Source organism: Salegentibacter maritimus (genome assembly GCF_016236975.1).
Classification (GTDB): Bacteria; Bacteroidota; Bacteroidia; order Flavobacteriales; family Flavobacteriaceae; genus Salegentibacter; species Salegentibacter maritimus.
Genome location: NZ_JAEHNY010000005.1, coordinates 54,804 through 76,830 on the forward strand (window position 1 = coordinate 54,804; position 22,027 = coordinate 76,830).

Consider the following 22,027-nt stretch of genomic DNA (forward strand, 5'->3'; position numbering starts at 1 on the left):
ATATGGATATTTTGCTGGCAGATAAAAAAATATACAAACCTCAATTAAAAGCTGTAAAAGAAGCGGTAGAGCGTATCTCTAAAGTGGTTGTAAAGACACCTTTAACACCATCTTTTACGTATAGCAAGAAGTTTTCGGCAAATGTAATGTTGAAGAGAGAAGACTTGCAACAAGTTCGTTCCTATAAAATACGCGGAGCTTATAATAAGATTTCAAGCTTGCCAAAGCAGCAGTTGGATAAAGGGGTTATTTGTGCCAGCGCAGGAAATCACGCGCAAGGTGTTGCTTTTGCCTGCAATAAGTTGCAGGCAAAGGGCGTGATTTATATGCCAATTACTACACCCAAACAAAAAGTAGATCAAACTAAGATGTTTGGAGGAGATTGGGTAGAAGTAGTACTTAAAGGCGATACTTTTGATGACTCTTTTAAGAGCTCTATGAAACATGCCGAGAAATTTGGTCTTGTATTTATTCATCCTTTTGATGATGAAAAGGTTATTGAAGGACAGGCTACTATTGGTCTCGAAATATTAGAACAGGCAAATGAACCTATAGATTATGTTTTCGCCCCACTGGGTGGAGGTGGTTTATTGGCCGGGCTTTCTTCTATGTTTAAAGAGATTTCCCCCAGTACTAAAATTATAGGTGTGGAACCCCAGGGAGCAGCATCTATGACAACCTCTTTAAAAGAAGGGAAATTAGTAGAACTGGAGTCTATAGAACGTTTTGTAGATGGAGCCGCAGTACAAAAAGTTGGTAGCCGTAATTTCGAAATTTGTAAAGAGAACCTGGATAAAATGATCACGGTTCCGGAAGGCAAGATTTGCCAAACTATCCTCGATTTATATAACCAGGATGCTATTGTAGTGGAACCCGCCGGAGCAATGGCCATAAGTGCACTAGATTTATTTGCCGAAGAAATTAAAGGTAAAAATGTGGTGTGTATTGTTAGTGGTAGCAATAATGATATAACCAGAACAGCAGAAATTAAAGAACGTGCTTTATTGTATGCCGGTTTAAAGCATTATTTTGTAATAAGTTTCCCGCAAAGGGCAGGCGCTTTAAAAGATTTTTTAGACAAGGTGTTGGGACCTAATGATGACATCACCCATTTTGAATACACAAAAAAGCATCATAGGGAGAATGCTCCTGCGGTTGTTGGGATAGAACTCAATGACCCGGCAGATTTTCAACCTTTGCTTGATAGAATGAAAGCGAATAATTTTTATGGGGAATATCTTAATGACAAGCCTAATTTGTTTCAGTATTTAGTATAAATATTTTGTTGGTTAAAATAATTATGTACATTTGCGTTATGCTTTCAATAAAGAAAATAATATTTCCCGTTTATCGCTTCTTCCCGCGCCGCCGCTGCTAGGAAGAATACGGTTATTTCCTTTTTTTAATATTATTTGACTTTAACTATACCTTGAAAGATTTACAAAACATACTATCCAAATTTAATTTCAGAATTGCTTCTGAAAATATAGTTATTCGCCGCCGCTTCCCGCGTCGCACGTTTGTGCGTGTATAATTTATATGGAACTTAGGTGAGTCCGGTTCCCCTCTCAAAAAGACCAAATTAAATTTATTTTCTCACTAATTTCTTAGCAAATGAAGATAATCATTGCTAATAAATCTCATGCTCAATATGCTGAGATTATTTGTACAACTATAGAAGAATCTGCCAAAGTTAGAGGTACAGGTATTGCCCGTAGAACCCCTGAATATATCATTGGGAAAATGGAAAAGGGAAACGCGGTTATTGCCTTAGAAGGTGAAGAATTTGCCGGTTTCTGCTATATTGAAACCTGGAGTCACGACAGGTATGTGGCAAACTCGGGCCTTATTGTACACCCTAATTTTAGGAACCAGGGACTGGCCAAAAGAATAAAAGAAGTGGTCTTTGACCATTCGAGAAAGTTGTATCCCAATGCAAAGATCTTCGGGATTACTACCGGTCTGGCCGTGATGAAAATAAATTATGAACTGGGGTACCAGCCCGTAACTTTTTCTGAATTAACCGACGATGATTCGTTTTGGAAAGGTTGTCAAACCTGTAAAAATTACGATATCCTTACCAGAACAGAGCGAAATATGTGTCTTTGTACAGGAATGATGTACGATCCTGAAAGAAAAAAAGAGCTCCAAAAAAATCAGAAAAAAGAAAGCTTAAATAAGAAAGCCTTTAAAAGGCTGAAAAATATTAAACAAACCTTGTTTTATAAAAAGGAGAAAAACGAGAATTAAAATTAAACTTATCGTCAACCTGAACGTGTCACTTCGAGCGGAGTCGAGAAGTCATCTTCTAAATTAGTTAGATCCTGAAACCATTTCAGTTTGGCGTTTTAAAAAATTAAATAAAAATGAAGAAAGTAGTTATTGCATATAGTGGAGGCTTAGACACTTCTTATTGCGCAAAATATTTGTCTAAAGAAGAAAATTTTGAGGTTCATGCGGTGAGTGTGAATACCGGAGGTTTTTCAGAAGAAGAAGTTAAGAAAATTGGGGAAAATGCGCAAAAAATAGGGGCAAAAACCTATAAGAATATAGATGCTGTTTCCTCATTCTATCAGAAAGTGGTAAAGTACCTGATTTTTGGAAATGTTTTAAAAAACAATACGTACCCACTTTCGGTAAGTGCCGAAAGGATTGTACAGGCTATAGAAATTGTAAATTATGCCAAAAGTATTGATGCAAAATATATAGCACACGGTAGTACAGGAGCTGGAAATGACCAGGTGAGGTTTGATATGATTTTCCAAATTATAGCTCCCGAAATTGAAATTATTACACCTATTAGGGATAAACAACTAAGTCGCCAGGAAGAGATTGCCTATTTACAGGAAAATGGAGTGGATATGAGCTGGGAGAAATCAAAATATTCGGTTAATAAAGGTCTTTGGGGAACCAGTGTAGGAGGAGAAGAGACTTTAACTTCAGAAAAACCTTTACCTGAGTTGGCTTACCCTTCACAACTTCAGGAAAAAGCGTCCAAACAAATTAGTTTGAGTTTTGCAAAGGGTGAACTCTCAGCAATAAATGGAGAAGAGAATTCACCAGAAAAAAATATTGAAATTCTTGAAAATATAGCTTCAAAATATGCCATAGGAAGAGATATCCATGTTGGGGATACTATTATTGGAATTAAAGGAAGGGTTGGTTTTGAGGCTGCTGCCGCCCAAATTACCATTAAAGCACATCATTTGCTTGAAAAACATTGCCTTAGCAAATGGCAGTTGCAACATAAAGATTATTTAGCCAATTGGTACGGAACACATTTGCACGAAGGCCAATATTTAGACCCTGTAATGAGAGATTTAGAAGCTTTTTTAGAAAGTTCACAGAAACAGGTTAGCGGGGAAGTTTTTGTAAGCCTACATCCGTATAGATTTACACTTGATGGAATTAAATCTAAAAACGATTTAATGAATTCAAGCTTTGGAAATTATGGAGAGGAAAATAAGGCCTGGACGGCAAATGATGCTAAAGGCTTTATAAAAATTTTATCTAATGCCGGTAAGGTTTATCAACATGTAAAAGGAGAATAATGATAAAAGCAGGAATAATAGGTGGTGCCGGATATACGGCAGGAGAACTTATCAGGATTTTAATATATCATCCGGAGGTGGAACTGGATTTTGTTTATAGCACTTCGCAACCGGGAAAACCGGTTGCTGGAATACATCAGGATTTACTGGGGGAAACCGATTTGGAATTTAGCGGTGAGATCAATAAAAATACAGATGTGGTTTTTTTATGTTTGGGACATGGAAATTCAGTGAAATTTCTTGCTGAAAACCAGTTTTCGGCAAATACCAAAATCATAGATTTAAGTACCGATTATAGGATGGATGGTGAGCACGAGTTTGTTTACGGTTTGCCTGAATTCAATAAGAAGAAGATTAAAAAAGCCAACTTTATAGCCAATCCCGGTTGCTTTGCCACAGCTATTAGCTTAGCTATATTACCGCTGGCAAAAGCGGGGTTGCTACAAAACGATGTTCATATTAACGCGGTTACCGGGGCAACCGGGGCAGGAACCTCCCTTTCTGCCACTACACATTTCACCTGGAGGGATAATAATTTTTCCAGTTACAAAGCTTTTGAACATCAGCACTTGAACGAGATAGGGCAGAGTTTAAAAAAACTTCAGGACAATAAGTTACCAGAATTGAATTTTATTCCAAATAGGGGAAATTTCTCAAGAGGAATCCACGTCACGGCTTATACAAAGTTTGATGGAAGTTTAGAAGAAGCCAAAGCTATTTTCACCGAAGCTTATAAAGATTCGGCGTTTACATTTTTGGTTGAGGAGGCATTGCATCTAAAACAAGTAGTAAATACCAATAAATGTTTATTGAAATTACAGAAATTTGGTGATAAGATTTTGATTACCAGTATTATTGATAATTTGTTGAAAGGAGCTTCAGGACAGGCAGTTGAGAATATGAATTTGATGTTTGGATTTGAAGAAAGCTTAGGACTAAAACTAAAGGCCAATTATTTTTAACAAAATATTGCCTCCGGGTAAAAGTCCGAATCATAATACCATTAACTAATAAAAACTATTAAAAAAGAATAGTAGTGAATTTATAACAAGCCCAGCCAACTAAAACCAAGAATTATGAAAATAGCCATTATAGGAGCCGGTAATTTAGGACTTTCTATCGCGAAAGGCCTTATTGTGAGCAATGCCTTCACTAGTTTGTATTTAACCAAAAGAAAAGCAGAAGATATTCAGGATTATGAAGAATATGCGAAGCTAAAGGTAACAGCTAATAACAGGGAAGCAGTTCAAAATTCAGATATTTTAATCTTTGCCGTACAACCTACACAAATGGGTGGGATTCTGGAAGAGATTAAGGACGATCTTTCCGATAAGCACGTACTTATTTCTACCGTAACAGGGTTTAAAATTCCTGCAATGGAAGCCATAGTGGGGGAGGAGCAATTTATTGTAAGGGCTATGCCCAATACGGCTATTGCTGTTGGAAAATCCATGACCTGCCTTTGTAGCAACAAAAAGGGAGAGAAACGTATCGCTATTGCAGAAGCAATATTTAATCGATTGGGTAGCAGTATCATTATCCCAGAAAACAAAATGCAGGCAGCTACGGTAATTTGTGCCAGTGGAATTGCATTTTGGATGCGGTTAATACGTGCCACCACGCAAGGGGCCGTGCAATTGGGCTTTGATGCTAAAGATGCACAACAATTAGCGATGCAAACCTGTTTGGGAGCTTCCAGCTTGCTTATAGAATCTGGTAAACATCCCGAAGAGGAAATTGATAAAGTAACCACACCACGGGGCTGCACAATAGAAGGCTTAAACGAAATGGAACATAATGGCTTGAGTTCTTCTTTAATTAAAGGAATTCAATCCTCATTTAAAAAAATAAACACAATTACAACCAATTAACTATGCAATTATTTGATGTTTATCCGCTTTATGATATCACTCCGGTGAAAGGAAAGGGCGCTTATGTTTTTGATAAAGAAGGAAACAAATATTTAGATCTTTATGGAGGTCATGCGGTAATTTCTATTGGGCATTCCCACCCGGCTTATGTAAACTCTGTTACCAATCAAGTAGCTCAACTTGGATTTTACTCAAACTCGATTAAAAACCCTTTACAACAAGAACTTGCTAATAAGTTAGAGAAAGTTTCAGGAATAAAAGACTACAATTTATTTTTATGTAATTCTGGGGCCGAAGCCAATGAAAATGCATTAAAAGTAGCTTCTTTTTATACAGGTAAAGATCGGGTTATTTACTTTGATAACGCTTTCCACGGAAGAACTTCCGGTGTGGTTGCAGTAACCGATAATGATAATATTAAAGCACCTTTTAACCAAAATCACAAGGCTACAAAGCTTGCTCTTGAAGATACCGAAACACTTGAGGAAGAATTGAAAAAAGGAGATGTTGCCGCGGTAATTTTTGAAGTGATACAGGGAGTGGGAGGCCTGGATGAAGCTAGCTCGGCGTTTTATAAAAAGATAGCTGAATTATCTAAGCAGTATCAATCAGCCATCATTGCAGACGAAGTGCAGTCTGGTTATGGAAGGACGGGAGACTTTTTTGCCTATCAAAAACATGGAATTCGCCCCGATATAATATCTATAGCCAAAGGTATGGGGAATGGTTTTCCTATTGGTGGAGTTTTGATTGATAAGGCTATTGAAGCAAAAACCGGGATGCTGGGAACTACTTTTGGTGGAAATCACCTGGCTTGTGCCGCCGGAATTTCGGTTCTGGAAATTATTGAAAAGGACAATCTGGTAGAAAATGCTGGCAAGCTATTTAAATATGTTGAGGAAAAAGCCTCAGAAATATCTCAAATAAAAAAAGTAAAAGGACGTGGTTTAATGATTGGTCTGGAATTCGATTTTCCCATCGCCCAGTTAAGAAAAGACTTGTTGTATAAACATCAAATTTTTACCGGTGCTGCTGCTGCTAATAAAAATCTACTGCGAATTTTACCACCATTAAACCTTCAAAAACAACATTTTGATACGTTTTTTAAAGCTTTGAAGATTGCTTTAGACTAAACGATTTTGAAGTTTTAAAAAAGTATAGGTTTAAATTAATTTCAATAGTAAAAGAAGCATTCTTTAAAAGTCGTCAAGCTGAATTTGATTCAGCTTTTAATAACTTAGTTTTTCAAAGTTTTAAGATTGTTTCAAAAGAAAGAAAATACCATGAAGAATTATACAGAATTATCAGATATACAAGATTTACAAGGCTTAGTTACCGAAGCCCTGGAGCTTAAAAAAGCTACCTCTGCTTTAGAAATAGGGAAAGGAAAAACCCTGGGGATGTTATTCTTTAACCCTAGTTTGCGTACGCGTTTAAGTACTGAAAAGGCAGGGAAGTTACTGGGAATGGATGTTATGGTAATGAATGCAGGGAGCGATAGCTGGAAGCTTGAGTTTGAAGATGGAGCGGTTATGGATACCGATAAAGCAGAACATATTAAAGAAGCTGCCGCAGTATTATCTCAGTATTGCGATATTATTGCAGTAAGGGCGTTTCCAGATTTAAAAGACAGAGAAAAAGACGAAGCTGAGGTCGTTTTAAACAGTTTTAAAAAATATGCTTCAGTACCCGTTGTAAATCTGGAAAGCGCTACAGGTCACCCACTTCAGGCACTTGCCGATGCGATTACTATTTCAGAATTAAACAAAAAAGATAAACCAAAAATTGTACTTAGTTGGGCACCGCACCCAAAGGCTTTGCCCCAGAGTGTACCAAATTCTTTTGCTGAAGTTGCTCAAAAACTGGACGCCGAATTTGTAATCACTAATCCCGAAGGTTATGATCTTAATCCTGCAATCACTAAAAACGTCCCTGTTATCCACAACCAGGACGAAGCATTAAAAGATGCCGATTTTGTGTATGTTAAGAATTGGAGCAGTTATGATAATTATGGAGAAAAGTTAAATGAAGATCGAAACTGGACTTTTTCTGCCGAAAAATTAAAATTAACCAATGACGCAAGGGTAATGCATTGCCTACCGGTAAGAAGAAACATGGTCATTGCCGATGAGGTGTTGGATTCAGAAAATTCGGTAGTGATTCAACAGGCCGGAAATAGGACCTTTGCAGCACAAGCCGTCTTAAAAAGGATTTTAGAAGAAAAAGTAAAAGATTTAGGAAAAAATGTATAACGCATGCCTGGTTTAAGAAGTACTCGATTCTACAATATTAACAAAGTATGAAAAAAAAGGTTCTAAAAGTAGTAAAGATTGGCGGTAAACTTATTGAAAATGAAGCGAAATTCACTGAGTTTCTAAAGGATTTTGTTGCTTTAGAAGGTCCAAAAATCCTTGTGCATGGCGGTGGAAACCTGGCCACTGAGATGGCGGGTAAACTAGGTTATAAAACCCAAATGTTTGAAGGAAGAAGAATTACCGATGCCAATTCTATTAAAGTAATTACTATGGTCTATGGAGGTCTTATCAACAAAGATATTGTTGCTAAATTACAGGGGCTTCAAAATAACGCTATAGGACTTTGCGGAGCAGACGGATTGAGTATTATTTCTGAAAAACGTCCCGTTAAGGAGGTTGATTTTGGATTTGTAGGTGATGTAAAAAAGGTAAACGCTAATTTTATAGACTCCATTTTAGCGCAAAATATCACACCTGTTTTTTCGGCCATTTCCTGTACTAAAGAAGGATTGTTGTTGAATACCAATGGAGATTCTGTTGCCGCTGAGATTACCCAGGCAATGAGTTCAATTTATGAAACCGAACTCTATTTCTGTTTTGAGAAAAAAGGCGTTTTAGCCGACGCGAAAAACGATGATTCTGTAATTGGGGAAATTAATCGCGAAAAATATGAGGAGTTGTTATCGGAAAAAATAATAAGTGATGGCATGTTACCAAAATTGCATAACTGTTTTCAGGCATTAGATCATGGTGTTAAGCAAATATTTTTGGGTGATTTTCAGTTGCTAAAAAAGGAATCTACGTATACTAAAATAAGTAAGTAATGAAGCTTGAAGAACTACAAAAAGAAGCCCTGGGCTTGTTGCAAAACCTTATTGAAACACAATCTTTCTCAAAAGAAGAAGATAAAACCGCTGAATTGCTGGAAGCCTGGTTTAAGGGGAAAGGGATACCTTTCACGAGAGATTTAAACAATGTTTGGGCAACCAATAAATATTTCGATTCAGCTAAACCTAACCTGTTACTTAATTCGCATCACGATACGGTAAAACCAAATTCTGCTTATACCAGAGATCCATTTAAGGCTAGCATTGAAGATGGTAAGCTATATGGATTGGGAAGTAATGATGCCGGTGGTTGTCTTGTATCCTTACTTGCAACATTTACCTGGTTTTATGAAGCTAAAGATCTGGATTATAATTTGGTTTTTGCAGGAACAGGGGAGGAAGAAATAAATGGTAAAAATGGTATTGCCAATTTATTACCAAAAATGCCGAAAATTGATGTAGCTATTGTTGGGGAGCCTACCTTAATGAAACTGGCCATTGCTGAAAAAGGCCTTGTTGTTTTTGATGCTAAAGTAAAAGGAACCCCATCTCACGCGGCACATCCTAACGATGATAATTCTATTTATAAAACCGCAGATGTTTTAAAATGGTTTGAGGCATTTAAGTTTCCAAAAGCATCTGAAGCATTGGGAGAAGTGAAGCTCACCGTAGCCCAAATCAATGCCGGGAGCCAACATAATGTGGTGCCGGGTCACGTAGATTTAGTGATTGATGTTCGGGTAAATGACGCTTATTCTAATGCTGAAATAGAGGAGATTTTGCAAAAGCAGGCTCCTGTAGATGAGATTAAGGCGCGTTCGCTTAGGTTAAATTCATCATCTATTCCTGGAAATCACGAATTGGTAAAAGCCGGGATAGCTTTAGGAATGGAAACTTACGGTTCGCCCACCCTTTCAGACCAGGCTATGTTAAGTTGCCCGTCTTTAAAATTGGGGCCGGGTGATTCTACCAGGTCACATTCAGCCGATGAATTTATTTATGTTAAGGAAATAGAAGAAGGGATTGAAAAGTATATTACGTTACTGGAAAAAGCGTTGAGAATATAAAGACTATAAGTAGACTGATAGAAAAATTTACGTCAAGCTGAACTTGTTTTAGCTTCTAATACGTTCCGGGTATATAACAACTTAGATTCTGAAATAAATTCAGAATGACGTTTATAATTAATTTTAACTTAAAATAAATTCTATGAAACTCTGGGATAAAGGAATATCAATAGATAAAAAAATTGAAAAGTTTACGGTGGGAAATGACCGCGAGCTGGATATGCACCTTGTTGAATACGATTTGCTAGCTTCAAAGGCACATGCCAAAATGTTGGGCAAAGTAGGAATTTTAACTTCAGAAGAAGTGGCGGCTATAGAAGTAGAATTAGATAAACTTCAACAGCAATTTGAAAATGGAACTTTTCAGATTGAAGAAGATTTTGAAGATGTACATTCTAAAATCGAGTTCGAACTTACAAAAGTACTGGGAGATACCGGGAAGAAAATTCATACCGCCCGTTCTAGAAATGATCAGGTTTTGGTAGCTATGCAGTTATACTTTAAAGAAAACCTGTTGGAGATTTCAGCTAAAACAAAGCAATTGATAGATGTTCTTTTAGGCCTTGCAGATGCACATCAGGAAAAATTGTTACCCGGATATACACATTTGCAGGTGGCCATGCCCTCAAGTTTTGGTTTATGGTTTTCAGCTTATGCCGAGCTGCTTATAGACGATCTTTATTTAATGGAAGCCGGTTTAAAGGTTGTAGATCAAAACCCTTTGGGATCTGCAGCCGGTTATGGTTCTTCCTTCCCTATAGATCGTGATTTTACCACCAAAGAATTGGGCTTTTCAACCTTAAAATATAATGTAGTGGCCGCACAATTGGGTCGCGGAAAATGCGAACGAACGGTAACTGCTAATATTTCATCGGTCGCTAATACCTTAGCTCGTTTTGCGATGGATATTTGCCTGTATATGAGTCAGAATTTTGATTTTATCACTTTTCCAGATGAGCTTACCACAGGCTCCAGTATTATGCCTCATAAGAAGAATCCCGATGTTTTTGAACTTATTCGTGGGAAATGTAATAAGCTACAAAGTATCGCCAATGAAATGATTTTAATAACAAACAACCTTCCCAGTGGTTACCATAGAGATTACCAGTTAATTAAGGAAAACAGTATATATGCTGTTGAAAATATTAAAGAGGTGCTGGATATTTTTATTCATTCTATCGGGCTAGTTAAGGTGAAAGATATTGATTTGCAAGATGAAAAATATAAGTACCTGTTTACGGTAGATAGTATTAATGACCTGGTGATGCAGGGAAAATCTTTTAGAGAAGCTTACCAGGTAATTGGCGGGGAGGTTCAGGATGGAACCTATAAGGCTGCTGAAGGTAAGAAACATTCGCATTTGGGAAGTAAGGATAATTTGGCTTTAGAAGAGATTAAGAAAAAGAAGGACGAGGTATAGGAGGCTAAAGAGTTGTAAACCTTCCGAGTTTTAATGCATAAAAAATAAATATAAAACCCCGATTTTCATCGGGGTTTATTCATCTAAGATTTATAGAGGATTTTAATCCTCGAAAAAATTAGCTTCACTAAAAAACCCTCCGCAAAACCACACGAAATGCGAAGGGTTCAAAACATAAATGAATGAAGAAAAAAAATCTTAAATGATGGTCATTTGTCCCAGATTTAGGTTTTCGTTATTGATATTAATATTATCAATTTCACTAATAAGCCCTTCCAGGAAATCGCCCACTTTTTCGGTGGTGTAATGGTTATCTTTATTAATGTCTATTGTGCAAACATTCAATTTAATACTTAGTTCTACAGCTTTTCTAACGGCTTCAGCTTCTTCAATTAACCCAAAATGTTCCAGTAATAAGGCTGCCGATAAAATAGAAGCCACAGGGTTAGCAATTCCTTTACCTGTTGCTTGCGGATAGGAACCGTGAATAGGTTCAAACATTGCATTCTCTTTACCTACAGATGCCGAGGCCAGTAAACCAATACTTCCACCAATTACACTAGCTTCATCTGATAAAATATCGCCAAACATATTTTCGGTTAAAATCACGTCAAACTGAGTTGGATTTAAAATCATTTGCATCGCGGCATTGTCTATAAAAAGAAAATCCAGGCTCACATCGGGATACTCTTCGCCAATTTTAGTTACTGTTTTTCGCCATAGCCTCGAGGTTTCCAATACATTGGCTTTGTCTACAAGCGTTAGTTTCTTAGAGCGTTGTTGAGCAGCTTTAAAAGCCAGGTGTGCCATTCTAGAGATTTCTTCTACTGAATAGGAACAAACATCTGTAGCGCTTTGCCCATCTTCGGCAGTAAATTTATCGCCAAAGTAGATGCCACCGGTAAGCTCCCGGTAAATAACCATATTGGCACCGGCAATACGATCGGCTTTTAATGGAGATTGTTCAACTAGTTTATCGTAGGCCTTAACCGGTCTAATATTGGCATAAAGCCCCAGTCCTTTTCTTAGTTTTAGTAGCCCTTGCTCCGGTCTTACCTTTGCATCGGGGTTATTGTCGTATTTTGGATGGCCAATAGCCCCAAATAACACAGCATCAGATTTCTTACACAAATCAAGGGTAGCTTCAGGCAACGGGTTATCCAGCAAATCTATTGCTGTTGCACCTACCAGGGCATCTTCAAATTCAAATTGGTGATCAAAACGATCTGCTACAGCTTTTAAAACTTTAACCGATTGCTGTGTGATTTCGGGACCTATACCGTCTCCGGGTAAAACTGCTATTTTTAATTTCATTTTTTTTGTAATATGTGTGGTTATTTTTAATATTTTCAGAAAGCTTTTGATTGCGTTATCCTGAATTTATTTCAGGATCTAAGTTCTTTTTAGTTGTTTTGTCACGTTAGAAGCTGAAATAAGTTCAGCTTGACGAAAACAATTCCAACTTACAAGGATTTAGTCGTTTGTAATTTTTGCGCTTTCTTATTTTCAAATTCTTTTATGGCGTCTAATTTGCTTACCAGAAAATCTATATCATCAAACCCATTGATTAAACAGGTTTTTTTATAGGTATCAATGTCAAAGCTTTCTGATATATTTTTCTTTGGAATTTCAATTTTCTGCGCTTCCAGGTCTACCTTAATTTCTACCGAAGGGTCTTTGGTTATTTCAGTAAAAAGAATTTCTAAAAATTCAGGGCTTACCTGTACCGGAAGCAGGCCATTATTCAAGGCATTTCCTTTAAAAATATCGGCAAAATAACTGGAAACAACTACTTTAAATCCGTATGCTTTTATGGCCCAGGCGGCATGCTCACGGCTGGATCCACAACCAAAATTATCTCCCGCAACCAGGATGGCACCTTTATATTCTGGTTTGTTTAAAGCAAACTCGGGATTTGGCTCATCGTTTTTATCAAAACGCCAGTCACGAAACAGGTTTTTTCCAAAACCAGATTTATCGGTGGCTTTAAGAAACCTGGCAGGGATTATCTGGTCGGTATCTACGTTTTCTATTTCTAAAGGAACCGCCGTATCGGTTAATGTGATAAACTTTTCCATTTAATTAATTTAAATTTTTTGTGAAGTCGGTTAATTTTCCTGAAACTGCAGTTGCAGCAGCTGTTAACGGACTTGCTAATATAGTTCTGGAACCCTGTCCCTGTCTTCCTTCAAAATTTCTATTACTGGTAGAGACACAGTATTCTCCGGCCGGTATTTTATCATCGTTCATGGCCAGGCAGGCTGAACACCCCGGTTGTCTTAAGGTGAAACCGGCGTTTTCAAATACTTCGCGTAGGCCTTCAGCTTCAATTTGGGCCGCCACCTGGCGGGAACCGGGTACAATTAATGCGTTTACATTTTCGGCCTTTTGCTTGCCTTTTATATAGGCTGCTGCTTCTCTAAAATCTTCAATCCTCGAATTGGTACAACTTCCAATAAAAATCCAGTTAATAGGTTTTTCAAGTAAAGTTTCTCCAGGCTTAAAGCCCATATAAGCCAGGGCTTTGGCATCGCTTTTACCACCTTCCATTGGGATAGATCCGGTAATTTTAATACCCATCCCCGGATTTGTTCCGTAGGTGATCATGGGTTCAATATCTTCGGCATCAAAAGAATATTCCTGGTCAAACGCTGCATCTTCGTCGGTTTTCAGTGTCTCCCAATAAGCTTTCATAGCTTCAAACTCTTCACCTTTTGGGGCGAATTCTTTATCTTTTACATATTCAAAAGTAGTTTCATCAGGAGCAATAAGACCACCACGAGCGCCCATTTCAATGCTCATGTTGCAAACCGTCATACGGCCTTCCATAGACATTTCTTCAAAAACATTCCCGGCATACTCACAAAAATAGCCGGTGCCAGAATTTGTACCCAGTTTGCTAATTATATAGAGGATCACATCTTTTGGTAAAACCCCTTTTTTCAGTTTACCGTTTACATTTACCCTAAGTTTTTTAGGTTTTTCAACCAATAAACACTGGCTGGCAAAAACCTGTGATACCTGGCTGGTTCCAATTCCAAAGGCTATAGTGCCAAAGGCGCCGTGGGTAGAGGTATGGCTATCTCCACAAACCATGGTCATGCCCGGTTGGGTAATTCCAAGTTCCGGGGCCATAACATGAACAATACCATTATAGGGATGCCCAAGACCGTATAACGTAATATTATTATCCTCGCAATTTTGGGTTAATTCTTTTAATTGCTTTCTGGATAATAAATCTTTAACCGGTAAATGCTGGTTTTCAGTTGGGGTATTATGATCGGCCGTAGCGACAATTTGGTTCGGTCTAAAAACAGAAATATCCCGCTCTTTAAGTTCGTTAAAAGCTTGTGGGCTTGTAACTTCGTGAATTAGGTGCTTATCGATATATAAAATATCCGGCCCATCGGGTATAGATTCTACCACATGGGAATCCCAAATTTTATCGAATAAAGTTTTTTTCATTTGTTTTTTATAAATTCAATTCCCTATAAGGAATGCATAAGAGTTTTATGTTTTACTTAATATCCCGAGGCTTGTCTCTGGAAGTAGCATACTGCTATTCTGAAGTTTTACAACTGTTTTATTAGGCTATTGCCCTTATTTTTCTTTTTGAAATTTCCATGATTTCGTGAATATCATTATCCTCTACACATCTTCTGGCATCGGCAAAATTCAGGAATTCGGTGTAAACTTCATCTAATTGAAGTTTGGTTAACTCGTAGCCCATTTTTTTCGCCTTGTAAGCTAAAGCTGCTCGTCCACTTCTTGCGGTTAAAACGATAGCCGACTCGGTTACCCCAACTTCTGCAGGATCAATAATTTCGTAAGTCTCACGATTTTTAATCACACCGTCCTGATGTATTCCCGAGCTGTGTGCAAATGCATTGGCACCCACAATAGCTTTGTTAGGTTGAACCATCATTCCCATTTCCTGTGAAACCATACAACTGGTATCAAAAAGGAATTTTGGATCTATTAAGGTATTTAAATTCAAAGTTGGGTGTTGCCTTAAGATCATGACGACCTCCTCTAAAGCTGTATTACCTGCACGCTCACCAATACCATTAATGGTACATTCTATTTGGCGGGCACCATTCATAACCCCTGCAATTGCATTAGCTGTGGCAAGACCTAAATCGTTATGACAATGACATGAAATAATGACTTTATCAATATCCTTTACATTGTCTTTTAGATATTTTATTTTTCTTCCATACTCTTCTGGAAGGCAGTAGCCTGTGGTGTCGGGAATATTTAATACAGTGGCACCGGCTTTAATCATTTCTGTACAAACGCGAGCAAGAAACTCGTTATCTGTTCTTCCGGCATCTTCGGCATAAAACTCTACATCGTCTACAAAGTTTTTAGCGTGCTTTACGGCAGCTGCACCACGAGTAATAATTTCCTCTCTTGTAGAGTTGAATTTAAACTTAATATGTGAGTCTGATGTGCCAATTCCAGTATGTATACGTGGTCTTTTAGCATGTTTTAAAGCTTCTGCAGCAACTTCTATATCTTTTTTTACAGCACGGGTGAGCCCACAAACGGAGGCATTCTTTGCCAGTTTAGAGATTTCATTAACAGATTGAAAATCGCCGGGACTGGAAACAGGGAAACCTGCCTCAATCACATCTACTCCCAGCTCATCGAGACGTGCGGCAATTTTTAGCTTTTGGGCTGTGTTTAATTTACAACCTGGAACCTGCTCTCCGTCTCGTAACGTCGTGTCAAAAATTTCTACCTTTTCTGTGCTCATAAGAGATTTATTTTACTTTATCTTTAACTAAAGTATTGCTTAACTAAACACTTCAGGCTTTAGCCCATAAGGGTATTACGATAATTAACTTAAAAAATAGAATGTAATAATACTGATAATCAGTGTTTTATAAACGATTTTGTTACAATGACTAATGATTTAACCGATAACTTATTTTCTTTAATTAAGTCGCTTTCACCGTCGGAAAAGCGACAGTTTTCGTTGTATGTTGGAAGAATTGGGGTGAATACCGATAGTAAATTTTTGAATTTATTTAAGGTGATGACCAAATTGAAGAAATATAACGAGAAAGAGATTCTTCTAAAAACTAAGATTAGTAAGCAACAACTCTCAAATGTAAAAGCTCATTTATATAAGCAAATACTTATTAGTTTACGATTGAACCCGGCTCACCAAAGTATTCCGGTTCAAATTAGGGAGCAGTTTGATTTTGCCTATATCTTATATAGAAAAGGGCTTTATAAGCAAAGCCTGAAGTTATTGGATAAAATAAAAACCCAGGCACTGGAGTATGAAGAAAAAAACCTGGCCTATGAAATCCTGGAGTTAGAGAAAATTATCGAATCCCAATATATTACTCGAAGTATAGAAAACAGGGCGGAAAGCTTAATTCAACAAACCGAGAGTTTGAGTGAGCTTAATTTAATATCCAGTAAGCTTTCTAATTTATCTTTACAGTTATATGCCATTTTCTTAAAGATGGGGTATGCCAGAACCCAGGAAGAAGCAGATAGTATTAGGAACTACTTTTACCAGAATCTTCCCGAGTACAAAATAAAAAACATAGGTTTTAGGGAGAAATTATGGCTTTATAAAGCCCACTTATGGTTTAGTTTTATTACGCAAGATTTCCTGGCTTGCTATCGTTATTCTATGAAATGGATAGATCTTTTTAACGACCAGAAGCACCTGGTGCCCATTCACCCCGTTTCTTATTTAAAAGGAAACCATTATTTGTTGGAGTCTTTGTTTTATTTAAATCATACCAATTTATTCGAAAAGACGCTTAAAAATCTTGAAGGTATGCTGAAAGATGCCAAGATTCCAGACGATGATAATATTAAAGCTTTGGCCTTTCTTTATCTATATTCCAATAAATTGAATTTACGGTTTATGAAGGGAGCTTTTGCCAATGGCGATAAATTGGTAGAAAAAATTCAGAAACGTATAAAAAAATATAAAGACCGTATAGATGAGCATCACATCATGGTTTTTTACTACAAGATAGCCTGTCTTTATTTTGGGGATGGTGACAATAAAAAATGTATAGAATTTCTAAATAAAATTATTAATAATAAATCTTTGGAAATGCGGGAAGACTTAATGTGCTTTGCCCGTATTTTAAGCCTGGTAGCTCATTATGAAGCAGGCCTGGATTATCATTTAGATAGGTTGGTGAAATCTACTTATAAATTTTTGATTAAAATGAACGATTTGCACGAGGTTCAAAAACAAATGATAATTTTCCTAAGAAATTTGCCTGAAATCTCTCCTCTGGAAATAAAAGATGAATTTAGAAAATTGCACGCTAAGCTAAAGGAGTATGAAAATCACCCTTATGAACGCAGGGCATTTCTTTACCTGGATATTATTTCGTGGTTGGAAAGTAAAATACAAAACCGCCCCGTAGCTGATGTAATCGCTGAAAAAGTAGCTTTGGTAGGTAGGTAATTATTTTTGAGACAACAAAGCCTGAAAATAGGTTGAAAAAAATTTAAGAAGCAATTTTGATTTCAGTTTAGCCTATACAATTATTCCAAAGCACTTCCCGGGGTGGAGGGGCTATTATATGAACCTCTTCTTTTTTTACCGGATGGATAAATTTTAACTCCCTGGCGTGTAGATGAATACTTGCGTCTTTATTGCTTCGGTTAAAACCGTATTTTAAATCACCTTTAATGGGGCTGCCAATAGCCGAAAGCTGGCTCCTAATTTGATGATGTCTCCCGGTATGTAAATCTATTTCGAGTAGGAAGTAATTATCAAGTTTCTTTACTATTCTGTATTCCAAAATAGCTTTTTTACTATCGGGTACTTCTTTACTATGCGCGTAAGATTTGTTCTGTTTTTGGTTTCGCTTTAAAAAATGGACTAAAGTATCTGATTTTTTGGGAGGAGCATTTTTTATAATGGCCCAGTATGTTTTTTGCGCTTCTTTCTTTTGAAAAAGTTTATTGAGCCGGGGTAGGGCCTTCGAGGTTTTCGCAAATAGAACAATTCCGCTAGTTGGCCTGTCAAGCCTATGTACTACGCCCAAATATACATTTCCGGGTTTATTGTATTTTTCCTTTAAATACAATTTCACCACTTCGCTAAGCGGTTTGTCCCCGGTTTTATCGCCTTGTACAATATCACCGGGGCGTTTATTTACCACAATAATATGGTTGTCTTCAAAAAGGACCTGTAGGTTGTTTTTATTCGAAATTGTTTTTTCCAAACTAATTATGTTATAAGAGCTTTAAACTTCAACCGGGTATTGGTTCTTTAATTAATATTGCTCATCATCAGATGGAAAACTTTTGCTTTTTACATCATCCCGATAGCCTTCAAAAGCTTTCGTCATTTCTGAATGTAAATCGGCATACCTCCTTAAAAATCTTGGATTGAATTCGTGGGTCATTCCCAGCATGTCGTGTATTACCAATACCTGGCCATCTACGCCATTTCCGGCACCAATACCAATTACAGGAATGTTTATACTTTCTGCTACTTCTTTTGCCAGTTTTGCCGGTACTTTTTCTAAAACGATGGCAAAACAGCCAAGGCGTTCCAGTAATAGTGCATCAGATTTTAATTTTTCGGCTTCAGCTTCTTCTTTTGCTCTTACCGTATAAGTACCAAACTTATAAATAGATTGGGGGGTTAAGCCTAAATGTCCCATTACCGGTATCCCGGCGTGTAGAATACGTTTTAGCGATTCTTTAATCTCTTTTCCTCCTTCAAGTTTAACGGCGTGACCACCGCTTTCTTTCATAATTCTAATCGCCGATCTTAAGGCTTCTTTTGGGTCGCTTTGGTAACTTCCAAAGGGAAGGTCTACTACAACAAGTGCTCTATTTATAGCTCTTACCACACTGGTTGCGTGATAGATCATTTGGTCTAAAGTAATAGGAAGTGTAGTTTCGTGTCCCGCCATTACATTACTGGCAGAATCGCCCACAAGAATTACATCTATTCCGGCACCATCTACAATTTTCGCCATCGAGTAATCATATGCGGTAAGCATAGCGATTTTTTCGCCATTCTTTTTCATATCTACCAAAGACTTGGTGGTAACTCTTTTGTATTCTTTCTTAGCTACAGACATATTTTCAATTTTGGAAGGTAAAAGTACAAAATCGAGCGGTTTTATGTCACTAAGCAGCTTTTATTGTTTTTTAAATTCAGTGTAAAGTGTTTCCAATAATTCACCATCGTCTCCGTGATATTGCCAAAACATAATACCACCAAGATTGTGCTCTTTTATAAAATTTACTTTTTGTCTTATAGATTCGGGATCATCATAGGTAATAAAAGTGCCGGTATCTTTGCGCCATAAATAGGGTGCCCGGGCCGATTTGTCCCAAAAACGGCTGTATGTGCCATCTTTTAAACTGTCTTTTATTTCGCGATAATTTATGCTGAAAGATTTTCCGAAAGCTCTTTGATGCAGGCCTGCGTTTTTATTCTCTGTTTCGTGCCAACCCCTGCCGTAAAAGGCAACTCCAATAACAAGCTTTTCTGAAGGAACACCGGTTGCCAAATGTTCTTTTACAGCGGTATTTGTACTTCTTTTATATGTTTCAGGATCGGTTTCTGAATCGTATAAGTTGGTATGGTGCGAGGTAGAATTGTTCCAACCACCCCGGTAATCATAGCTCATTATATTTATAAAATCTAAATGAGGATGAATTTTATCTAATTCAACATGTTTTAAATACTCCTTGTTTGCAGCGGTTGCGATGGTTAACAAGTAATTTTTGGAATCAACTTTTCCTAGCGAATCCAGTTTTTTTCTAAACAATTTAAGTATAGCCGTAAAGTTCTGTTTATCTTCCGGCGAATGTAGATTTCCGGCTCCCGGTTGTCCCGGGTATTCCCAGTCTAAATCTATGCCGTCTATATCATGTTTTTTAAGGAAAGAAATTCCACTATTTGCAAAACGCTCACGATTAATTTTATTAGCAACAGCCTTAGAAAAGCCACCAGACCAAGCCCAGCCACCTACGGATATCAAGATTTTTAAATCGGGATTATCTTGTTTTAAACCATTAATTTTTTTTAAACGTTCTTTGTCTTTAGGACTACCTTCTACAATTTTCCCTTTTTCAATATTAGCAAAGGCATAATTAACATGTGTAAGTTTTTTTGCCGTAATCTCATTAAATTTATCATCAACATTTCCGGCTACAATATAACCTACAACTTTTTCCTGTGCTTTTACAGTCCAGGTATTTAAAACAAAACCTAAAAATAATAGGAGAGAGGGCACCAATGCTTTTTTCATAATATAAAGGATTAGCTTGAGTGTATTAAAATATTAAATTAGCTATTCTATAAAAATAGGCCAATGAATAAGTTTTTCCTAATTAGTTTTCTATTTCTCTGTCAATTAGGCTATAATCAAAGTTCAGAAAAAGAAAATCTTCAAAATTTAATCGAAAACTTTTTTAGTGCTTTTCACGCAAAGGACTCTATTGCTTTAAAGAATTTTGCGCACCCTGAGATAAAAATGCATTCAGTTGCTATAGATGTTAACGGAAAAACAATGCTCTCTACCGAAGATTATACTGATTTTTTGAGGGCTATTGCCTCAATTCCAGAAACCACTAAGTTTAGAGAAAAACTACATGGATTTAAAATTAACATAAATGGAGTGATCGCAAACGTAAGTACTCCGTATTCATTTTATGTAAATGACGAATTAAGTCATTGTGGCGTAAATACTTTTCAACTAATGAAATTTAAAGGCCAGTGGAAAATAATTTATCTGGTAGATACACGCAGCAAATTAGGCTGTGAATAGAGGATATACTCGATAATCGAGATTTTCATACCTCGTCGACTTACCATGAAATAATTTACTCTATATCTTTAACTAACCTAAAACCTAAATGTTCTAAACCACTTTCGGGGGTAGAGCTCATTCTGGCCGCGTTTCTGTAGCCGGTACAATAAGATTCACTGCACAAAAAAGAGCCGCCGCGAATTACTTTTTGCTGTTCAGCATTATAATATTCTTTAAAGTAGCCATCGGTGCGCTGTTCCAGTTTTGAATAGGCATTTGGATAATAGGTATCCAATACCCACTCCCAGGTATTTCCTGCCATTTCATAAAGTCCAAAGTCATTTGGAGGAAAACTTTTTACCGGAGCTGTTTTCTCGAAATTGTCCTGAACTTCATTGGAAATCGGAAAATTACCCTGATGGAAGTTAACAAATTGGGTAGCCTTTTTAAAGTCATTTCCCCAATGGTAAATTTCATCTTCTTTTCCACCTCGCGCTAAATATTCAAACTCGGCTTCGGTTGGCAATCTTTTTCCAGCCCATTTTGCATAGGCCATGGCGTCATACCAGGAAACCTGTACTACGGGATGGTCATCCTTTCCCTCAATAGAACTGCCTGGTCCATAAGGATTTTCCCAGTTAGCCCCTTCTTTAAATTTCCACCAGGCTTGTGGGTTGTTTTCATTAAAAATAAGGGCTCCGGGAGGGAAAGTTTGCCCTTGTACTTCAAAACTGCGTTGAGCCGTGGTAACATAACCGGTACTGTTTATGAATTCCCTAAATTGGGCATTTGTTACTTCGGTTTCGTCTACCAGTAGTGTTGCTATTTTCTCTATATGTTGTGGAAATTCGTCTGGCCGGGCCTGGTCTGAATTTCCGCCCATCAAATATTCCCCACCTTCAATTCTAAGCATACCTGAGGTTGATACTGAATCTCGCTCTTTAATCTCAGCAATTTCCTCCATATACGCCTCATGATAAGATTTTTCAGTTTCCTCAAGATCTGCCGTGGGAGTTTCAGGTTTTTTATCTTCCTGGTTTTTACAGCTAAAAAACAAACCAATTAAAAAGACCAGGATCATTGGATTAAAAGAGAATCGCATACTTAGAATTTTGGTTAAAGATAAAGAAGTAATTCAAACGTATAAAAATACCCGACCCGAAAATTTTATAGAATAAATTGCAAATCTATTTTTAGGATAGTAATGTTTTGATTTTCTTATGCTTGGAGTAGAGAAAATTTGGAATTACCGGAGAGGTGAGTTTAAGT

20 protein-coding genes are annotated in these 22,027 nt (G+C 37.2%); 12 read left to right on the top strand and 8 right to left on the bottom strand.

All coding sequences use genetic code 11. The features are described 5' to 3' along the window. The first annotated feature begins 2 nt into the window (after positions 1 to 2). The 10 genes from ilvA to argH all read left to right on the top strand — a co-directional run bounded on the left by ilvA (position 3) and on the right by argH (position 10,991). Complete coding sequence (gene ilvA, locus I6U50_RS06605; protein ID WP_198629006.1) at positions 3 to 1,277, top strand: threonine ammonia-lyase IlvA; 1,275 nt, start codon at positions 3 to 5, stop codon at positions 1,275 to 1,277. 337 nt (positions 1,278 to 1,614) lie between these two features. Continuing rightward, positions 1,615 to 2,250 (top strand): GNAT family N-acetyltransferase, encoded by a 636-nt coding sequence (locus tag I6U50_RS06610; protein WP_193709973.1) that lies wholly within the window; start codon positions 1,615 to 1,617, stop codon positions 2,248 to 2,250. Positions 2,251 to 2,366: 116 nt separating this feature from the next. Continuing rightward, positions 2,367 to 3,551 carry an argininosuccinate synthase gene (locus tag I6U50_RS06615; protein ID WP_198629004.1) on the top strand — a complete coding sequence of 395 codons (1,185 nt, stop codon included), beginning with the start codon at positions 2,367 to 2,369 and terminating at the stop codon, positions 3,549 to 3,551. Continuing rightward, a complete protein-coding gene (argC, locus tag I6U50_RS06620) occupies positions 3,551 to 4,513 on the top strand; it encodes an N-acetyl-gamma-glutamyl-phosphate reductase (RefSeq protein ID WP_198638272.1) in 963 nt (320 codons plus the stop codon). The genes I6U50_RS06615 and argC overlap by 1 nt, the downstream gene beginning before the upstream one ends. A gap of 114 nt (positions 4,514 to 4,627) precedes the next feature. Next, positions 4,628 to 5,422 (top strand): pyrroline-5-carboxylate reductase, encoded by a 795-nt coding sequence (gene proC, locus I6U50_RS06625; RefSeq protein ID WP_193709970.1) that lies wholly within the window; start codon positions 4,628 to 4,630, stop codon positions 5,420 to 5,422. A gap of 2 nt (positions 5,423 to 5,424) precedes the next feature. Beyond that, positions 5,425 to 6,555 carry an aspartate aminotransferase family protein gene (locus tag I6U50_RS06630; RefSeq protein WP_198638273.1) on the top strand — a complete coding sequence of 377 codons (1,131 nt, stop codon included), beginning with the start codon at positions 5,425 to 5,427 and terminating at the stop codon, positions 6,553 to 6,555. Positions 6,556 to 6,705: 150 nt separating this feature from the next. Further along, the gene (locus I6U50_RS06635) at positions 6,706 to 7,674 is read left to right on the top strand and encodes an N-acetylornithine carbamoyltransferase (protein WP_198638274.1); all 969 of its coding nucleotides are present in this window, start codon (positions 6,706 to 6,708) and stop codon (positions 7,672 to 7,674) included. 47 nt (positions 7,675 to 7,721) lie between these two features. Next, a complete protein-coding gene (argB, locus tag I6U50_RS06640; RefSeq protein WP_198638275.1) occupies positions 7,722 to 8,501 on the top strand; it encodes an acetylglutamate kinase in 780 nt (259 codons plus the stop codon). Continuing rightward, on the top strand, positions 8,501 to 9,571 hold the full coding sequence (locus I6U50_RS06645) for a M20 family metallo-hydrolase (protein ID WP_198638276.1): 1,071 nt from the start codon (positions 8,501 to 8,503) through the stop codon (positions 9,569 to 9,571). The genes argB and I6U50_RS06645 overlap by 1 nt, the downstream gene beginning before the upstream one ends. A 142-nt stretch (positions 9,572 to 9,713) precedes the next feature. Continuing rightward, entirely contained in the window at positions 9,714 to 10,991 is a 1,278-nt protein-coding gene (gene argH, locus I6U50_RS06650; protein ID WP_198638277.1) for an argininosuccinate lyase, read from the top strand. Positions 10,992 to 11,189: 198 nt separating this feature from the next. Here argH and leuB read toward each other — a convergent pair whose 3' ends face one another. The 4 genes from leuB to I6U50_RS06670 all read right to left on the bottom strand — a co-directional run bounded on the left by leuB (position 11,190) and on the right by I6U50_RS06670 (position 15,750). Next, positions 11,190 to 12,305 (bottom strand): 3-isopropylmalate dehydrogenase, encoded by a 1,116-nt coding sequence (gene leuB, locus I6U50_RS06655; RefSeq protein WP_198638278.1) that lies wholly within the window; start codon positions 12,303 to 12,305, stop codon positions 11,190 to 11,192. Between the two features lie 149 nt (positions 12,306 to 12,454). Then, positions 12,455 to 13,069: a 3-isopropylmalate dehydratase small subunit gene (gene leuD / locus I6U50_RS06660; protein ID WP_198628987.1), complete on the bottom strand. Its 615-nt coding sequence runs from the start codon at positions 13,067 to 13,069 to the stop codon at positions 12,455 to 12,457. 4 nt (positions 13,070 to 13,073) lie between these two features. Then, positions 13,074 to 14,456, bottom strand: a complete 1,383-nt coding sequence (gene leuC / locus I6U50_RS06665; RefSeq protein WP_198638279.1) for a 3-isopropylmalate dehydratase large subunit — start codon at positions 14,454 to 14,456, stop codon at positions 13,074 to 13,076. 121 nt (positions 14,457 to 14,577) lie between these two features. Then, positions 14,578 to 15,750: a 2-isopropylmalate synthase gene (locus I6U50_RS06670; protein WP_193709961.1), complete on the bottom strand. Its 1,173-nt coding sequence runs from the start codon at positions 15,748 to 15,750 to the stop codon at positions 14,578 to 14,580. A 147-nt stretch (positions 15,751 to 15,897) separates the two neighbouring features. On the opposite strand from I6U50_RS06670, the gene I6U50_RS06675 reads away from it, so the two are divergent. Continuing rightward, on the top strand, positions 15,898 to 17,442 hold the full coding sequence (locus I6U50_RS06675; protein ID WP_193709960.1) for a hypothetical protein: 1,545 nt from the start codon (positions 15,898 to 15,900) through the stop codon (positions 17,440 to 17,442). A gap of 67 nt (positions 17,443 to 17,509) precedes the next feature. On the opposite strand, the gene I6U50_RS06680 is transcribed toward I6U50_RS06675, so the two are convergent. The 3 genes from I6U50_RS06680 to I6U50_RS06690 are packed head-to-tail and all read right to left on the bottom strand — an operon-like array spanning position 17,510 to position 20,257. Beyond that, positions 17,510 to 18,208 carry an RluA family pseudouridine synthase gene (locus I6U50_RS06680; protein WP_232805890.1) on the bottom strand — a complete coding sequence of 233 codons (699 nt, stop codon included), beginning with the start codon at positions 18,206 to 18,208 and terminating at the stop codon, positions 17,510 to 17,512. 51 nt (positions 18,209 to 18,259) lie between these two features. Then, a complete protein-coding gene (panB, locus tag I6U50_RS06685; RefSeq protein ID WP_193709959.1) occupies positions 18,260 to 19,078 on the bottom strand; it encodes a 3-methyl-2-oxobutanoate hydroxymethyltransferase in 819 nt (272 codons plus the stop codon). Between the two features lie 60 nt (positions 19,079 to 19,138). Further along, positions 19,139 to 20,257 (bottom strand): glycoside hydrolase family 18 protein, encoded by a 1,119-nt coding sequence (locus tag I6U50_RS06690; protein ID WP_198638280.1) that lies wholly within the window; start codon positions 20,255 to 20,257, stop codon positions 19,139 to 19,141. 63 nt (positions 20,258 to 20,320) lie between these two features. Here I6U50_RS06690 and I6U50_RS06695 point away from each other — a divergent pair, with 63 nt between their 5' ends. Then, positions 20,321 to 20,776 carry a nuclear transport factor 2 family protein gene (locus I6U50_RS06695; protein WP_198638281.1) on the top strand — a complete coding sequence of 152 codons (456 nt, stop codon included), beginning with the start codon at positions 20,321 to 20,323 and terminating at the stop codon, positions 20,774 to 20,776. 55 nt (positions 20,777 to 20,831) lie between these two features. Here the strand turns inward: I6U50_RS06695 and I6U50_RS06700 are convergent, their stop codons facing one another. Further along, positions 20,832 to 21,860 (bottom strand): formylglycine-generating enzyme family protein, encoded by a 1,029-nt coding sequence (locus I6U50_RS06700; RefSeq protein WP_198638282.1) that lies wholly within the window; start codon positions 21,858 to 21,860, stop codon positions 20,832 to 20,834. Positions 21,861 to 22,027: the final 167 nt, after the last annotated feature.

Excerpts from the sequence above, each read along its gene's own strand:
- argB (WP_198638275.1), top strand. The coding sequence starts at position 7,722 with ATGAAAAAAAAGGTTCTAAAAGTAGTAAAGATTGGCGGTAAACTTATT.
- I6U50_RS06615 (WP_198629004.1), top strand. The coding sequence starts at position 2,367 with ATGAAGAAAGTAGTTATTGCATATAGTGGAGGCTTAGACACTTCTTAT.
- panB (WP_193709959.1), bottom strand. The coding sequence starts at position 19,078 with ATGTCTGTAGCTAAGAAAGAATACAAAAGAGTTACCACCAAGTCTTTG.
- leuD (WP_198628987.1), bottom strand. The coding sequence starts at position 13,069 with ATGGAAAAGTTTATCACATTAACCGATACGGCGGTTCCTTTAGAAATA.
- argC (WP_198638272.1), top strand. The coding sequence starts at position 3,551 with ATGATAAAAGCAGGAATAATAGGTGGTGCCGGATATACGGCAGGAGAA.
- I6U50_RS06635 (WP_198638274.1), top strand. The coding sequence starts at position 6,706 with ATGAAGAATTATACAGAATTATCAGATATACAAGATTTACAAGGCTTA.
- proC (WP_193709970.1), top strand. The coding sequence starts at position 4,628 with ATGAAAATAGCCATTATAGGAGCCGGTAATTTAGGACTTTCTATCGCG.
- argH (WP_198638277.1), top strand. The coding sequence starts at position 9,714 with ATGAAACTCTGGGATAAAGGAATATCAATAGATAAAAAAATTGAAAAG.
- leuC (WP_198638279.1), bottom strand. The coding sequence starts at position 14,456 with ATGAAAAAAACTTTATTCGATAAAATTTGGGATTCCCATGTGGTAGAA.
- I6U50_RS06675 (WP_193709960.1), top strand. The coding sequence starts at position 15,898 with ATGACTAATGATTTAACCGATAACTTATTTTCTTTAATTAAGTCGCTT.
- I6U50_RS06690 (WP_198638280.1), bottom strand. The coding sequence starts at position 20,257 with ATGAAAAAAGCATTGGTGCCCTCTCTCCTATTATTTTTAGGTTTTGTT.
- I6U50_RS06645 (WP_198638276.1), top strand. The coding sequence starts at position 8,501 with ATGAAGCTTGAAGAACTACAAAAAGAAGCCCTGGGCTTGTTGCAAAAC.
- ilvA (WP_198629006.1), top strand. The coding sequence starts at position 3 with ATGGATATTTTGCTGGCAGATAAAAAAATATACAAACCTCAATTAAAA.
- I6U50_RS06695 (WP_198638281.1), top strand. The coding sequence starts at position 20,321 with ATGAATAAGTTTTTCCTAATTAGTTTTCTATTTCTCTGTCAATTAGGC.
- leuB (WP_198638278.1), bottom strand. The coding sequence starts at position 12,305 with ATGAAATTAAAAATAGCAGTTTTACCCGGAGACGGTATAGGTCCCGAA.
- I6U50_RS06610 (WP_193709973.1), top strand. The coding sequence starts at position 1,615 with ATGAAGATAATCATTGCTAATAAATCTCATGCTCAATATGCTGAGATT.
- I6U50_RS06700 (WP_198638282.1), bottom strand. The coding sequence starts at position 21,860 with ATGCGATTCTCTTTTAATCCAATGATCCTGGTCTTTTTAATTGGTTTG.
- I6U50_RS06630 (WP_198638273.1), top strand. The coding sequence starts at position 5,425 with ATGCAATTATTTGATGTTTATCCGCTTTATGATATCACTCCGGTGAAA.
- I6U50_RS06670 (WP_193709961.1), bottom strand. The coding sequence starts at position 15,750 with ATGAGCACAGAAAAGGTAGAAATTTTTGACACGACGTTACGAGACGGA.